Genomic DNA, 15530 nt, shown 5'->3' on the forward strand with positions numbered 1-15530 from the left:
CCGAATAGACAAGCGGTGTAATTTGCAAAGTTTTTAACAAATTACACCGCTTTTTTTATAAATTAATGACCGCTTGTTCCGCCAATTCTCGTGCCAATTTATCTATATGTAACACATCGGCGATTTCTTTCACTTGAACCGGTGCAATATTTTCCACCACTGTTCTATTCACGTTCACAATATCAATAAAACGAATACGCTCGTTTAAGAAAGCCTCAACCGCCACTTCATTTGCCGCATTCATTGCAGTTGTCGCATACTGACCTTCCGAAAACGCATCAATTGCTAATTTTAAATTCGGATAGCGAGCAAAGTCCGGTTCGATAAAGGTTAATTCTTTCAATTTAAAGAAATCTAACGGAGCCACGCCGGCATTAATGCGCTTCGGATACGCCATCGTATGTGCAATCGGCGTACACATATCCGGATTACCCATTTGAGCAATAACGGAACCGTCAATATAACGTACCATCGAATGAATAATCGATTGCGGATGAATAATAATTTCCATCTCCTCTGCCGACGCATTGAATAACCAACGGGCTTCAATATATTCCAAGCCTTTATTCATCATCGTGGCACTATCGACCGAGATTTTCTTACCCATAGACCAATTCGGGTGAGCAACCGCTTGTGCCGGTGTAATCGCTGCAAATTCGTCTAACGGTTTCACACGGAAAGGACCGCCAGAACCGGTTAAAATAATTTTACTCACGCCTAACTCGGCAAGCGGGCAAAAACCGACTTTTTGTTGTGCTTCCGGCGGTAGGGATTGGAAAATCGCATTATGTTCACTATCAACCGGTAATAACTGCGCGCCGGATTTTCTCGCCTCATCAATAAAGATTTGCCCGCAAGTGACTAATGATTCTTTATTTGCCAATAAAACTTTTTTACCAGCTTTAACCGCTGAAAGCGTTGGTAACAGGCCTGCCGCCCCAACAATCGCCGCCATCACTATATCCACTTCGGGGTGAGCGCTCAATTCACAAATCGCTTTTTGACCGCTTAATACTTCGGTTTTTACATTCAATTGTCTAAGCTGTTCCACCAATGCTTTTGCGGCGTTCTCATCATCTAATGCGGCAAATTTCGGTTGAAACAATAAGCATTGCGTCGTCATCAATTCAACGTTTTTACCGCCGACCAAACCGAATACTTCGTATTCGGTTTTGTTCTGTTCCACCACCGATAAGGTACTTTTACCGATTGAACCGGTTGAACCTAAAATGACTAATTTTTTCATATCCATTCCTAATCACTCAAAAAAACAAGCGGTCTTTTTTGTGATTTTTTTTACAAATTCGACCGCTTGTCACTTAATTTGATAAACGTTTCGCTTCAATAACATCGTCCAGCTGCGCAATACGCGCTAAGAGCTTGCCGAGCATTTCGATATTATTAAGTTCAATGCTCATATCCATAATCGCCAAACTGCGTTTCGCATCAATACGGCTCGATACGCTTAATACATTCACTTTTTCATTCGCCATCACCGCACTCACATCACGTAATAAACCGTTGCGGTCATTGGCGGTCACTCGAATCGCCAAACTAAAGCCGTTTGCATAATGCGTTCCCCATTGTGCATTTACTACCCTCTCCGGATTCGCACTGCGTAGGTCAAACAACTGTTCGCAATCGGCTCGATGAATCGAAATCCCACGCCCTTGGGTAATATAACCGACAATCTCGTCACCCGGAATCGGCTGACAGCAACGTGCGATGGTATGCATCAAATTACCGACACCGTCAATGATGATCTGTCCGTTTTTGCCCTTATGTTGTTGATTATTTGCGTTTTTATTAACTTGTTTTAATACCGCTTCGTCTTCTTGTTCTGCGGTCGGTTTAATTAATTTACTTTGTAAATAATGGCTTAATTGATTTAAACGAATATCGCCGCCGCCGATACCGGCATACAAATCATCGAATTGTTTTAAGTTATAACGAGGCAGTGCATACTGCTCAATTTGTTTATAAGTAAAGCCGAAACGAGCCATCTCCGCTTCCAACGCTTCCTTACCGAGCGGAATATTTTTTTCTCGATCCAGCTTTTTAAACCAAGCGATAATTTTTGCTCGTGCTTTAGACGTATTGACAAAGCCGGCATTCGGATTTAACCAATCTCGACTCGGATTCGGATTTTTCTGGGTAATAATTTCGACTTGATCACCCATTTGCAATAAATAAGTAAACGGCACGATACGTCCGGCGACTTTTGCGCCGATACAACGATGACCCACCTCGCTATGAATCGCATAAGCAAAATCAAGCGGTGTTGCATTTTTAGGCAAATCAATCACCTCGCCCTTCGGCGTAAAGACATAAACACGATCATCAAACACTTGAGAGCGCATTTCCGCCGCCATAACCTCGCCAGAATCGGCAATATCGTTTTGCCACGCTAATAATTTACGTAACCATACGATCTTTTCTTCATAACCGGAACGACCGGCGGTTGCGCCCTCTTTATATTTCCAATGCGCTGCGACACCTAATTCCGCATTTTCGTGCATCGCTCGAGTACGAATTTGTACCTCTATGGTGCGTTCACCCTCGCCCAAGACAACGGTATGAATGGATTGATAACCGTTCGGTTTAGGATTAGCTATATAGTCGTCAAAATGTTCAGGTAAATGTTTATATTGGGTATGAATAATCCCTAATGCAGTATAACAATCTTCCAAATTCGGTACGATAACACGCACCGCTCGAATATCGAACAATTGTTCAAAACGCAGATTTTTCTTCTGCATTTTTTTCCAAATACTGTAGATATGTTTCGGGCGACCGTAAACTTCCAAATCGCCGATTTGTTCGCTTAGACAAGCGGTCAAATCCGCCACGAATTTTGCGATATAACTCTCGCGTTCCAAACGGCGTTCGCCGAGTTGCAAGGCGATTACTCGGTAACATTGCGGATGTAACGCTCGGAAGCAATAATCCTCCAGTTCCCATTTCAGCTGTCCGATGCCTAAACGGTTAGCGAGTGGTGCATAAATATGCGAGCATTCTTTTGCCGCCAATACAAGATCTTCTTCGGTATGACGATATTTTCCTCGCAAATAGACGATACGTTCCGCCAGCTTAATAACCACACAACGGAAATCATCTACCATCGCTAACAGCATACGACGAATATTATCGATTTGCAGATCGGACACACTGTTCGCACTCAGTTGGCGAATATTGTCCATTTCAATCACGCCTTTCACCAAGTTTTTAACCTGATTACTGAAATCTTCTTTGACTTGGGCGAGATCGATAATGTGATTTTTTACGAGAGGGAAAAGTAAGGCGGCGACAAGCGAGTCATCATCCATATTCAGCCCGTGTAAAATTTCCACCATTTCAATCCCATCCCACATAAGGTGATAAGTATCGGTATCCAATTTTTCATGGGCGTAACGCCACGCGATTTGTAACTCTTCAAAGGTTATCGGCGACATTTGCAAAGCGGCACTCCAACTCGCTAACTCAAAAGTACTCGGATCAAGCTCGTGTGAGCGACGAATTGCTACCATAATTCCTCCTTTGCAAAATATTGTGAATATTTAACCGCTTGTCAGTCGAAAAGATGAATAGCATTATACTGGTATTTTTATAAAATGCTTGCTTATTTAGTCACTTTTCTTTTCTAAAGAGAAACGGGAATATACCTTCCGATACCTTATTTGAGGTATATCCGTTGTGATAAATCAAACCAATCTCTACAATTATTTGCGAGAGCCGATTCTATTCGTTAGAATAGGTCGGTTTCAACGGCATTTTGCCGTTTTTTGTTTTTAGCGTGGGATGTAAATGACGATTTTAGCACTTGGTATTAACCATAAAACGGCTTCGGTAAATTTGCGAAGTAAGGTGGCGTTTGATGATCAAAAACGTCAGCTTGCTTTCGAACAAATTCAACGCCGCGCGCTTGCTGAAAGTGTCGTAATTCTTTCAACTTGTAACCGAACGGAACTCTACTTTCATAATGCGGAAATTACGCCGCGAGAAGAACATGAAGATAACATCGCATGGCGTGAACAATGTTTTGAATGGTTTGCCGAAATTCATCAACTTGAACATAATGAATTACGCGAATGTATTTATTTCAAACAAAATATGGAAGCCGCTCGTCATTTAATGCGAGTAGCGTGCGGTTTAGATTCGCTTATCTTGGGCGAGCCGCAAATTCTAGGTCAGGTAAAACAAGCTTATCAATATAGCGAGAATTTTTACCAATCGCAGAACAGCCATATTTCTACTAAATTATCCCGCCTGTTCCAACGTACCTTTTCGACGGCAAAACGTGTGCGTTCCGAAACGGAAATCGGTTCAAGTGCGGTATCGGTCGCTTATGCCGCTTGCGGTTTGGCACGCCAGATTTTCGATAATTTCGGTAAATTGCGTTTCTTGTTGGTCGGTGCCGGCGAAACCATCGAATTAGTCGCGCGTTATTTAATTCAGCACGGCGCGAAAAACATTATGATCGCCAACCGTACGCCGCAACGTGCGGAAACGTTAGCTGAGCGTTTAAACACGCCGATGCAAATTTTATCATTAAGCGCATTGCAAATCGGTTTAAACCAAGCGGATATCGTTATCAGTTCTACCGGCAGTCCGGATATGCTGATTAACAAAGAAATGGTGGAAATCGCACAGAAACAACGCCAGTTTGATCCGATGTTATTGATTGATATTGCCGTTCCTCGCGATATTGACGAAAATGCCGGCGAATTGGATGCGGTATATTCTTACAGCGTGGATGATTTACAACATATCATTCAACGTAATATGGCGCAAAGGGAACAAGCGGCGGAACAAGCGGCACAAATTGTGGATGAAGAATGTAAAGCGTTCTTTGAATGGCTAAAACAACAGCAATCCAGCGATTTGATTAAACGTTATCGCCAAGATGCCGAGCAAACTCGTCAAGAGCTATTGGCGAAAGCATTAGTTGCCTTAACCAGCGGACAAGACAGCGAAAAGGTACTTAACGAGCTAAGTTATAAACTGACCAACAGCTTATTACACGTGCCGACCCAAGCGTTACAGGCTATGGCGAAAAGCGGAAATTCTCAAGGACTTCAGAGTTTTTCTAAAGCCTTAAAATTAGAAGAACAATAATCCAAAAAAACTCAATAAACAAGCGGTCGATTTTCGGTAAAATTTTGCCGAAAATCGACCGCTTTTTTTGATCCTTTTTCCGTTCTCAACGCTTTTAGTATATAATATGGCAATTTTGCGACTCGCAAAGACAGAATTTTTAGAAGGACAGAATAAGAATGACTCCAGTTGTTGCCCTTGTCGGCAGACCGAATGTAGGTAAATCCACTTTATTTAACCGCTTAACCCGCACGCGCGATGCGTTGGTAGCGGACTTTCCGGGACTTACCCGTGACCGTAAATACGGTCATGCGAATATTGCCGGCTATGATTTTATCGTGATTGACACCGGCGGGATCGACGGTACGGAAGAAGGCGTAGAAGAAAAAATGGCGGAACAATCGCTACTGGCGATTGAAGAAGCGGATGTCGTGCTTTTCTTAGTGGATGCACGTGCCGGTTTAGTACCTGCCGATATCGGTATCGCTCAATATTTACGTCAGCGTGAAAAAACCACCGTTGTGGTCGCCAACAAAACGGACGGTATCGATGCGGATTCACATTGTGCGGAATTTTATCAATTAGGCTTAGGTGAAGTCGAACAAATCGCAGCGGCACAAGGTCGTGGCGTGACACAACTTATCGATCAAGTATTAGCCCCGTTAGGCGAACAATTAAATGCGGATCAAGCGGTCGAAAACGAAGAAAATTCTGCAAATGAAGAAGCAGACGAATGGGATACTGACTTTGACTTCGAAAATGAAGACGATACCGCATTACTTGATGAAGCACTTGAAGAAGAAACCGAAGAGTCTATTGAAGATAAAAATATCAAGATTGCCATCGTCGGTCGTCCGAATGTAGGAAAATCGACTTTAACCAACCGTATTCTCGGCGAGGAACGCGTGGTTGTTTACGATATGCCGGGTACGACACGTGATTCTATCTATATTCCGATGGAACGTGATGGTCAGCAATATACGATTATCGACACGGCAGGTGTACGTAAACGTGGTAAGGTCAATTTAGCGGTAGAAAAATTCTCTGTGATTAAAACCCTACAAGCGATTCAAGATGCAAACGTAGTATTACTTACCATTGATGCGCGTGAAGGGATTTCTGATCAAGATTTATCATTACTTGGCTTTATTCTGAATGCCGGTCGTTCACTTGTGATCGTAGTTAATAAATGGGACGGCTTATCACAAGATATTAAAGATCAAGTGAAATCCGAATTAGATCGCCGTTTAGACTTTATTGATTTCGCGCGTGTGCATTTTATTTCCGCATTACACGGCTCGGGCGTGGGTAACTTATTTGATTCCGTGAAAGAAGCCTATGCGTGTGCAACACAAAAAACTTCGACTTCGATGCTAACGCGTATTTTACGTATGGCAGCGGATGAGCATCAGCCGCCGTTAGTAAACGGTCGCCGTGTGAAATTAAAATACGCTCACCCGGGTGGTTATAATCCGCCGATTATCGTCATTCACGGTAACCAAGTCGAAAAATTAGCGGATTCTTATAAACGTTATTTAAGTAATTACTTCCGTAAGAGCTTGAAAATTATCGGTTCGCCGATCCGTATTCAGTTCCAGGAAGGAAATAACCCGTTTGCAGGTAAGAAAAATAAACTGACACCGAACCAATTACGTAAACGTAAACGTTTGATGAAGTTTATTAAAAAAAGTAAGAAATAATTAGACAAATCTCTCCCTTATTAGTACCCGTCTTTGGCGGGTATTATGACTGAACAAGGTTTAAGGCACTCGCCATAAACGTGTGCCATCATTTCATTGAGAAATTAATTATGATGATGCAATACTCTCCGAAATTTAATAACGCTAAAGTGCTTGTACTTGGCGATGTAATGTTAGACCGTTATTGGTTTGGTGCCACCAACCGCATTTCACCGGAAGCACCGGTGCCGGTGGTAAAAGTACAAGATATCGAAGAACGTGCCGGCGGTGCCGCAAATGTGGCAATGAACATTGCCAGCCTTGGTGTACCGGTCGCCCTTCACGGTCTAATCGGGCAAGATGATGCCGGCCGTGCTTTAGATAAATTACTCAATTCACATAATATCCAAAACCATTGTGTTGCATTGGATTCACATCCAACCATCACCAAATTGCGTATTCTGTCACGTCATCAACAACTATTACGTTTAGATTTCGAAGAAGGCTTTCATCATGTCGCAAGCGATTCTCTCCTTGCAAAACTTGAGCAAGAAATTACCGCTTATGGCGCATTAATCTTATCGGATTACGGCAAAGGTACGCTTGAATCGGTACAGCAAATGATTCAAGTAGCACGTAAAGCCGGCGTACCGACACTCATTGACCCGAAAGGTACCGATTTTGAACGTTATCGAGGTGCAACGCTCTTAACACCGAATATGTTTGAGTTTGAAGCGGTAGTCGGTCACTGCAAAAATGACGATGAAATTGTAGAAAAAGGCTTAAAACTGATTGCCGATTTTGAATTAACCGCATTATTAGTGACTCGTTCGGAAAAAGGTATGACGTTATTACGTCCGAACCAAGCACCGTTCCATTTACCAACCCAAGCGAAAGAAGTTTATGACGTAACCGGTGCCGGCGACACGGTGATCAGTGTGCTTGCCACTGCGATTGCCGACGGTCGTCCTTACGAAGAAGCGTGTTATTTAGCGAATGCGGCGGCTGGCGTGGTTGTAGGTAAATTAGGTACTTCAACCGTGACACCAACAGAATTAGAAAATGCGATTCATCATCGCGAAGAAACCGGTTTCGGGATTTTAGCGGAAGACGAATTAAAACGTGCGGTAGAACAAGCAAAGCAACGTGGCGAAAAAATTGTGATGACCAACGGCTGTTTTGATATTCTGCACCCTGGTCACGTTTCTTACTTAGAAAATGCACGTAAATTAGGCGATCGTCTAATCGTTGCGGTAAATACCGATGAATCGGTGAAACGCTTAAAAGGCGAATCTCGCCCGATTAACGATTTAAATGCTCGAATGGCGGTACTTGCCGGTTTAGCCTCGGTGGATTGGGTCGTGCCTTTTGCAGAAGATACGCCGCAACGTCTTATCGGTGAAATCTTACCTAACTTATTAGTCAAAGGTGGCGATTATAAGCCTGAAGAAATTGCCGGCAGCCAAGAAGTTTGGGCAAACGGCGGCGAAGTTAAAGTGTTAAATTTTGAGAACGGTTGTTCAACGACAAACGTAATCAAGAAAATTCAGGCGTCAAAATAGGCTTTCTATCCACTAATGGAAAAAATTATTATTGATGCCGAGCAGTTTCAGCGTACGATTTCTCGGATTTCTCACCAAATTATCGAAAAACATTCTTCCTTAGATAATTTGGTGTTAGTCGGGATAAAACGTCGCGGCGCTGAAATTGCCGAAATGTTACAAAGCAGGATTGCCGAACTTGCTCAAACCGAATTGCCGTTAATGGCTTTAGATATTACATTTTATCGGGATGATCTTCATTTAGATCATCAAGACCCCGTTTATACCGGAGTGGAATCTCAAATTGATATTACCGGAAAAAATGTTATTCTGATCGATGACGTATTATTTACCGGACGTACGATTCGAGCCGCGCTTGATGCATTACTTGATTTTGGACGGGCAACACGTATAGAACTGGTCATTCTGGTCGATAGAGGGCATCGCGAGTTACCAATCCGAGCCGATTATGTCGGAAAAAATATTCCGACCGCAAGAACGGAACAAGTACAAGTGCGAACGCAATTTTACGACGGAATGAATCAAGTGGTGCTTATTCGAGCGAAAGATGAGTGAATAAATACTTAGGAACCTTTTTTAGAAAAATAGCTCTAATTATATCGGGGCTTATCTTTAACCTTTAGTAGGAAATAATAAATGAAATTAATCTCTGCAAAATCATTATTAGTCGCATTGGTTACTGCAATCGGTATTTCTCAAACGGCAATTGCCATTGAAGAACGTGTCGTAGCACTTGTCGATGGCGTACCGGTAATGGAAAGCCAAGTTCAGCGCGCTTTAAGTAAAAAAGCAAATTCCGAAGCAAATCACAAAGCCGCGTTAGAACAAATTATTGATGATCTTTTAGTACAAAAAGCGGTCAAAGAAGCGGGCGTAAAAGTCAATTACGCTAAAGTGGATCAAGTGATTGAAGATATCGCCGCACGTAACGGTATCACTTACGGTCAGTTACTCGATGCGTTGGATTATCAAGGTATTACCTTAGAGCAATACCGTCAGCAAATCGCACAACAAATGGCGATGGAACAAGTACGTCATATCAGTATCGGTAAATCAATTCAAGTTGATCCGAAAGACGTTCACGCTTATGCAAAAGAATTACTCGAAAAAGATAAAGCAAACGGCAAATTGAAAAATGTGACCGGCGTTCAACATCGAGTCAGTCATATTTTAATTAAAACGACACCGGTGTTAAATGATATTCAGGCAAAAGCGAAATTAGCTCAAATTGTTGCGGATATTAAAGCGGGTAAAACCACTTTTGAAGAAGCGGCGAAAGCGAATTCGGTCGATTATCTTTCGGCTGCGGACGGTGGTGATTTAGGTTATAATTTCTTAGATATTTATGATCCTGCATTTGCAAAAGCCGCAAGCACGGCAAAACAAGAGCAAATTACCGCACCGTTTAAATCTCAATTCGGTTGGCATATTCTTAAGGTAACCGGTACACAACAAGGCGACCGTACAGAAGACGCTTATAACCAACGTGCTTACGAGCAATTAGTGGACAAACAAGCGCAAGAAGCGGCAAAAGACTGGGTAAAAGCATTGAGAAAAACCGCTGACGTTCAGTACGTTGGTAAATAAACATAACGATTTATCTGAGAACCTCGCTATTTGCGGGGTTCTTTGCTTATTTTAAAAGGATAACAATGAGTAATCAAAATTCAAAAAAACATTTAGGTCATACCGCCCGTAAGCGTTTCGGTCAAAACTTTTTACACGATATGAATGTTATTCATAATATCGTATCTGCCATCAATCCGAAAAACGGTCAATTTTTACTTGAAATCGGTCCGGGTTTAGGCGCATTAACCGAACCGGTCGCCGAGCAAGTGGATAAACTCACGGTGGTTGAGCTGGACAGAGATCTCGCCGAGCGTTTACGTCATCACCCGTTCTTAAATCATAAATTAACCATTATCGAACAAGATGCGTTACGTTTTAATTTCCGTGAATATTTTGAAAGTCTCGAGCTAAAAGAAGGTGAAGGGGTTCGTGTATTCGGTAACTTGCCGTATAACATCTCAACGCCGTTGATGTTCCACTTATTCAAATTTCACGATTTGATTCAAGATATGCATTTTATGTTGCAAAAAGAGGTGGTAAAACGTCTATGTGCCGCACCGAATAGTAAAGCGTACGGTCGTTTAACTATTATGGCGCAATATTATTGTCAAGTAATGCCTGTGTTAGAAGTGCCGCCGACCGCATTTAAACCGGCACCTAAGGTAGATTCCGCCGTGGTACGTTTAATGCCGCATAAAGTATTACCGCATCCGGTAAAAGACGTATATTGGTTAAACCGTGTAACTACACAAGCCTTCAACCAGCGTCGTAAAACCTTGCGTAACGCACTCTCAACGCTATTTAGCCCCGAGCAATTAGAAGCGTTGAATATCGACCTAAATGCACGTGCGGAAAACTTAAGTATTGCGGACTATGCCCGTTTAGCCAACTGGTTATATGACAATCCGCCGGCAGTGGATAACCAAGAAGAAATCATTGACGAAGATATCTAATCTGACAAGCGGTTAAATTTGTAAAAAATTTTGCAAATTCCACCGCTTAGTCATAGATATAAAAAAACCTAAGAGATTCTCTTAGGTTTTTTGTTTTTATTAGCAATTATTTCGTACCGAAAATCTTATCACCGGCATCGCCTAAGCCCGGCACGATATAGCCGTGCTCATTTAAATGGCTGTCAATTGAAGCGGTGTATAACTCTACGTCCGGATGCGCAGCCTCTAATGCTTTAATACCTTCAGGCGCAGCGACAAGTACCAGTACTTTAATTTGCTTACAACCGGCTTTTTTCAAAAGATCGATTGTTGCAATCATTGAACCGCCCGTTGCTAACATCGGATCAACGATAATCGCTAAACGCTCTTCTACATCATTGGCTAATTTCGTGAAATATGGAACCGGTTCTAACGTTTCTTCATTACGATAAATACCGACGACACTGATACGCGCGCTCGGAATATGTTCCAACACACCGTCCATCATCCCTAAACCCGCACGTAAAATAGGTACGACCGTTACTTTTTTACCTTTAATACGTTCAACTTCCACTTTACCGCACCAACCGTCAATTTCAATCGCTTCCGTTTCTAAATCGGTTGTCGCTTCGTAGGTTAATAAGCTACCGACTTCTGTCGCTAACGCACGGAAATCTTTGGTATTAATATCGGCGGCACGCATTAAGCCAAGTTTATGTTTAACCAGAGGATGTTTTACTTCTACAATTTTCATATATTACTCCTAAGCATTTTTATATTATTTTAAATAAGAAACGAATACGATTCCAATATAAACCGATTAATTCTGTTGTTCTTTAATTTTCGCCAATTCTTCATCTCTTAATACTCTACGAAGAATCTTACCTACATTACTTTTCGGTAATTCGTCACGAAACTCTATTTCTCGAGGAATTTTATAACCGGTCAAATATTGACGACAATAATTTCGTAATTCTTCACGTGTAAGGCTTTCGTCTTTTTTCGTCACAAAAATTTTAATCGCTTCACCGGACGATTTACTCGGAATACCGATTGCGACGACTTCATTTACTTTCGGATTATGTGCAATAACCTCTTCGATTTCATTCGGATACACATTAAAACCGGAAACAATAATCATATCTTTTTTACGATCGACAATACGTAAATTAAGATCTTCTCCCATCACAACGATATCGCCGGTTGCCATCCAACCGTCTTTCAGAACGTCTGCGGTATCTTGCGGACGTTGCCAATAACCCTGCATAACTTGAGGGCCTTTAACCCAAAGCTCTCCTCGCTCGCCAATCGGCACATCGTTCCCCTCATCATCTACAATACGAATATCCGTATTAGGAACCGGTACGCCGATAGATCCGGTATGCTCGACCGAATCACTGCGTGTTGCGGCAATCAATGGAGAGCATTCCGTCATACCGTAACCTTCGATAATATGGCAATCGGTCGCATCATGCCAACGTTTCGCTACCGCGGATTGAATGGATGCGCCGCCTCCGACGCTAAGTCTAAGATGCGAAAAATCAATTTCTTTAAATTGCTCATTATTCAATAACGCATTAAATAATGTATTTACCCCGGTTAAAGCAACGACTTTATATTTTTTTAATTCCTTAACAAAGCCCGGAATATCGCGAGGGTTGGTAATTAACAAACCAGTTATACCCAGTTCAATAAAAAGCAGGCAATTAACGGATAATGCAAAAACGTGATATAACGGTAAAGGAATAACCGCTATGCATTCTCTACTATTTCGTAATAATGGCTCCGCAACCCATTTGGCTTGCATTAAGTTTGCAACTAAATTGCCGTGCGATAACATTGCGCCTTTAGCCACACCGGTCGTACCGCCGGTATATTGTAAAAAAGCCAGATCCTCTCTATATAAAGAAGGTTTCACATACTGACGTTGCTTACCGATACTTAACGCTTCACGGAAACTTACCGCATGAGGCAATTTATATTTAGGAACGAGTTTTTTAACGTACTTCACTACAAAATTGACTAATGTACGTTTACCGAATGAAAGTTGATCCCCCATTCGGGTCAAAATAACATGTTTTACACTCGTCTCAAATACGATCTTTTCAAGTGTTGCGGCAAAATTGGAAACGACAACGATAGCTTTGGCACCGCTGTCGTTTAACTGATGCTCCAATTCTCTGGGCGTATAAAGCGGATTAACGTTTACCACCACCAAACCGGCACGTAATGCGCCAAACAGTGCTATCGGATATTGTAATAAATTCGGCATCATCAATGCGATTCGATCACCTTTTTCCAAACGAAGTTCGTTCTGCAAATAAGCGGCGAATGCACGGCTTCTTTCTTCCAATTTACGGAAGGTAAGTACTTTTCCCATATTAATATAAGCGGGAATATCGGGATGCTTGCGTACGGCGGATTCAAACATTTCCAGTAATGAGTCGTAAGGTGTAACGTTTATCGTTTTCGGTGAGCCTTCAGGATAATTTTGTAACCAAATTTTTTCCATACTGTCTCCTATTAAAGTCGTCTCAAAAATACAGGCGTGAACTCACTTTCCCGTTTTTTATACATTATTCTTCTGATGTTCCAAAAAGTCATACTTACACTTATCAACATAAACAATGCGACGAATAACTCATTCGCAAACAGTTGAGAAAAAATGACCGCAGAGAGAACTAACACAAACAATGGAACACAATAAATTAAAAATACACTCAGTAATAAAGTTGGTTCGGGCAAACCGATTTGTACTTTATCTCCGACTGTCAAAGGCATATCTACGGATAATTTGAATTGAGGTGCAAACTTTTCTCCGGTAAGCGCCGATAAAGATTTCGTACCGCAACTATTACGGGCGGCGCAACCTCCACAAGCACTTTTTGCACTACATTGTACCGTTGCAATACCGGATTGGTAGTCCACAACGGTAGCCGTTTCAATCATCATTATATTTTCCTCATATCATTGAACGCTTTATGATTACTCAAAAATAAGCAATCCGTATTTTCCTTTTGCAAACCATATTAAACTGGTCGTATATGAAGAAAAATAAAAAAAGCGGTAAGATTGTAGCAAATTTTCTCAAAAAATTCGCTAAATCTTACCGCTTTCTTTGTTAGTAGATTTAATTTATTACAACAACAAATTCATTCGACTATTTTATAAGCTCGTTAATTCTTTTCTAACTCTGATTTTTTATCGGTCGATGATGTTTGAGCCTTTTCTTTTTGTTCTTTCTCTTTAGACGTATTCATCGCTTCGACATCCAGTTTACTTTGTAACTGTTGAGCTTGTAATAACGCATTGATTTTGTGTTGCTGACTTTCTAATTTATCGAGAGTCGCGACATCTTTGCTCGGTGCATTATAGCTTACCGGTTGAACCGAATCGCTAAACGGCTGTGTCTGTAATACAGGTTGGCTCGCTTGTGCAAGTTCGTTTTTCTCATTCATCATATTTACGCCGAGCACCGCAACCAAGCACACCGATGCGGCGATACCCGCTTGCATAAGCGGCATACTCCAGCGTTTTAATTTGATTAATTTACCCTGAGGAGCAGTCGTAGTTTCCTGAACGGACGGCTGAGATTCGATTTCTTCATTTTCCAGTAACGCTTCCATTTTTGCTGAAAAATCACGACCAAGAATAATCTCATCACCGTGCAAAACACTACTTACGGCATGGTATCTTGCCCATTTTTGCTTTAATTCGGGACTTTCGCATAACTCATCGATGAACGCATCATCAACTTTTTGCCCGTCCATAAAAGCGGAAAGGGTTTCATTTTGTTGCATAATAAACTCCGATTGAATCTTAAATCTGTTGCATTAGCGGATTGACCTTTACATCAATCGCTTCTCTTGCTCTAAAGATACGCGAACGAACCGTACCGACGGGACATTGCATGACTTCCGCAATTTCTTCATAACTTAAACCTTCCAACTCACGCAAAGTAATTGCCGTTTTGAGTTCTTCAGGTAAATTTTCAATCGTGTCAAAAACGACACGTTTTAATTCTTCGGATAGCACCACATTTTCCGGTGTATCACTCTCACGAAGTTGAACCCCAACATCAAAGCTTTCCGCATCTTCCGCCAAAATATCTTCTTTAGGAGGACGTCTTCCCAAAGCGGTTAAATGATTTTTAGCAGTGTTCACCGCAATACGATAAAGCCACGTATAAAAGGCGCTTTCTCCACGGAAAGACTCTAATGAACGATACGCTTTAATAAAAGATTCCTGCACAATATCCGGAATATCATCACGTGAAACATAGCGAGTTAATAAACCTGCCACTCTGTTCTGATAACGTACGACGAGTAAATTAAATGCTTTTTTATCACCTTTCTGTGCACGTTCAACCAATTCTTGATCGGCTACCAGCTCACTCATCTATTTGCGTTATCCTAATCTATTTCGCATATTCCTTATTGTTCTCATTCCGTACATCCTTTAGTGTGTAACAAAAATGAAAAGTTCATATAAAGAATAAATTACTCAATTATTTACAAATACTTTAATAAAATTCAATAACAAGACTAAGGATGCTACAAATATTTATAATTTTACTAAACTACTTATGTGTAAAAATTCAATCAATGTTATATAAAACAACCGGTCAAATATAATCGTATCAATATTTTCTTATTTAATGACTGAAAGCGGTCAGATTTTACTGGATTTTTACA

13 protein-coding genes are annotated in these 15530 nt (G+C 41.4%); 6 read left to right on the plus strand and 7 right to left on the minus strand.

All coding sequences use genetic code 11. The features are described from left to right. Positions 1–55 precede the first annotated feature (55 nt). Entirely contained in the window at positions 56–1246 is a 1191-nt protein-coding gene (gene ispC / locus DY200_RS04295; protein ID WP_115587041.1) for a 1-deoxy-D-xylulose-5-phosphate reductoisomerase, read from the minus strand. 73 nt (positions 1247–1319) lie between these two features. Next, positions 1320–3527, minus strand: a complete 2208-nt coding sequence (gene relA / locus DY200_RS04300) for a GTP diphosphokinase (protein ID WP_115587042.1) — start codon at positions 3525–3527, stop codon at positions 1320–1322. A gap of 277 nt (positions 3528–3804) precedes the next feature. Between relA and hemA the strand changes: the two genes are divergently transcribed. The 6 genes from hemA to rsmA all read left to right on the plus strand — a co-directional run bounded on the left by hemA (position 3805) and on the right by rsmA (position 10857). Further along, the gene (hemA, locus tag DY200_RS04305; RefSeq protein WP_115587043.1) at positions 3805–5115 is read left to right on the plus strand and encodes a glutamyl-tRNA reductase; all 1311 of its coding nucleotides are present in this window, start codon (positions 3805–3807) and stop codon (positions 5113–5115) included. 158 nt (positions 5116–5273) lie between these two features. Next, positions 5274–6794, plus strand: a complete 1521-nt coding sequence (gene der, locus DY200_RS04310) for a ribosome biogenesis GTPase Der (RefSeq protein WP_005614634.1) — start codon at positions 5274–5276, stop codon at positions 6792–6794. Positions 6795–6904: 110 nt separating this feature from the next. Next, the gene (gene hldE / locus DY200_RS04315) at positions 6905–8335 is read left to right on the plus strand and encodes a bifunctional D-glycero-beta-D-manno-heptose-7-phosphate kinase/D-glycero-beta-D-manno-heptose 1-phosphate adenylyltransferase HldE (protein WP_115587044.1); all 1431 of its coding nucleotides are present in this window, start codon (positions 6905–6907) and stop codon (positions 8333–8335) included. A gap of 15 nt (positions 8336–8350) precedes the next feature. Continuing rightward, positions 8351–8890, plus strand: a complete 540-nt coding sequence (gene pyrR / locus DY200_RS04320; protein ID WP_005600504.1) for a bifunctional pyr operon transcriptional regulator/uracil phosphoribosyltransferase PyrR — start codon at positions 8351–8353, stop codon at positions 8888–8890. An 81-nt stretch (positions 8891–8971) separates the two neighbouring features. Further along, a complete protein-coding gene (locus DY200_RS04325) occupies positions 8972–9922 on the plus strand; it encodes a peptidylprolyl isomerase (protein WP_115587045.1) in 951 nt (316 codons plus the stop codon). A 65-nt stretch (positions 9923–9987) separates the two neighbouring features. Next, positions 9988–10857, plus strand: coding sequence for a 16S rRNA (adenine(1518)-N(6)/adenine(1519)-N(6))-dimethyltransferase RsmA (gene rsmA / locus DY200_RS04330; RefSeq protein ID WP_115587046.1), 870 nt, complete (start codon positions 9988–9990; stop codon positions 10855–10857). 106 nt (positions 10858–10963) lie between these two features. On the opposite strand, the gene upp is transcribed toward rsmA, so the two are convergent. The 5 genes from upp to rpoE form a co-directional block, all read right to left on the minus strand. Then, positions 10964–11590, minus strand: a complete 627-nt coding sequence (upp, locus tag DY200_RS04335) for a uracil phosphoribosyltransferase (protein ID WP_005596420.1) — start codon at positions 11588–11590, stop codon at positions 10964–10966. 66 nt (positions 11591–11656) lie between these two features. Then, positions 11657–13348, minus strand: coding sequence for a long-chain-fatty-acid--CoA ligase FadD (gene fadD / locus DY200_RS04340; RefSeq protein ID WP_115587047.1), 1692 nt, complete (start codon positions 13346–13348; stop codon positions 11657–11659). A gap of 11 nt (positions 13349–13359) precedes the next feature. After that, complete coding sequence (locus DY200_RS04345; protein WP_115587048.1) at positions 13360–13788, minus strand: SoxR reducing system RseC family protein; 429 nt, start codon at positions 13786–13788, stop codon at positions 13360–13362. 224 nt (positions 13789–14012) lie between these two features. Beyond that, positions 14013–14636: a sigma-E factor negative regulatory protein gene (locus tag DY200_RS04350; RefSeq protein WP_115587049.1), complete on the minus strand. Its 624-nt coding sequence runs from the start codon at positions 14634–14636 to the stop codon at positions 14013–14015. Positions 14637–14655: 19 nt separating this feature from the next. Beyond that, entirely contained in the window at positions 14656–15234 is a 579-nt protein-coding gene (gene rpoE / locus DY200_RS04355; protein ID WP_115587050.1) for an RNA polymerase sigma factor RpoE, read from the minus strand. Between the last annotated feature and the right edge of the window lie 296 nt (positions 15235–15530).

Origin of the sequence: Actinobacillus lignieresii (assembly GCF_900444945.1) — a bacterium.
Taxonomy (GTDB): Bacteria; Pseudomonadota; Gammaproteobacteria; order Enterobacterales; family Pasteurellaceae; genus Actinobacillus; species Actinobacillus lignieresii.

Bases quoted from the DNA above. Each gene is read 5' to 3' on its own strand.
- rsmA (WP_115587046.1), top strand. From the start codon at position 9,988: ATGAGTAATCAAAATTCAAAAAAACATTTAGGTCATACCGCCCGTAAG.
- relA (WP_115587042.1), bottom strand. From the start codon at position 3,527: ATGGTAGCAATTCGTCGCTCACACGAGCTTGATCCGAGTACTTTTGAG.
- DY200_RS04325 (WP_115587045.1), top strand. From the start codon at position 8,972: ATGAAATTAATCTCTGCAAAATCATTATTAGTCGCATTGGTTACTGCA.
- DY200_RS04350 (WP_115587049.1), bottom strand. From the start codon at position 14,636: ATGCAACAAAATGAAACCCTTTCCGCTTTTATGGACGGGCAAAAAGTT.
- der (WP_005614634.1), top strand. From the start codon at position 5,274: ATGACTCCAGTTGTTGCCCTTGTCGGCAGACCGAATGTAGGTAAATCC.
- hldE (WP_115587044.1), top strand. From the start codon at position 6,905: ATGATGATGCAATACTCTCCGAAATTTAATAACGCTAAAGTGCTTGTA.
- hemA (WP_115587043.1), top strand. From the start codon at position 3,805: ATGACGATTTTAGCACTTGGTATTAACCATAAAACGGCTTCGGTAAAT.
- rpoE (WP_115587050.1), bottom strand. From the start codon at position 15,234: ATGAGTGAGCTGGTAGCCGATCAAGAATTGGTTGAACGTGCACAGAAA.
- pyrR (WP_005600504.1), top strand. From the start codon at position 8,351: ATGGAAAAAATTATTATTGATGCCGAGCAGTTTCAGCGTACGATTTCT.
- upp (WP_005596420.1), bottom strand. From the start codon at position 11,590: ATGAAAATTGTAGAAGTAAAACATCCTCTGGTTAAACATAAACTTGGC.
- ispC (WP_115587041.1), bottom strand. From the start codon at position 1,246: ATGAAAAAATTAGTCATTTTAGGTTCAACCGGTTCAATCGGTAAAAGT.
- DY200_RS04345 (WP_115587048.1), bottom strand. From the start codon at position 13,788: ATGATGATTGAAACGGCTACCGTTGTGGACTACCAATCCGGTATTGCA.
- fadD (WP_115587047.1), bottom strand. From the start codon at position 13,348: ATGGAAAAAATTTGGTTACAAAATTATCCTGAAGGCTCACCGAAAACG.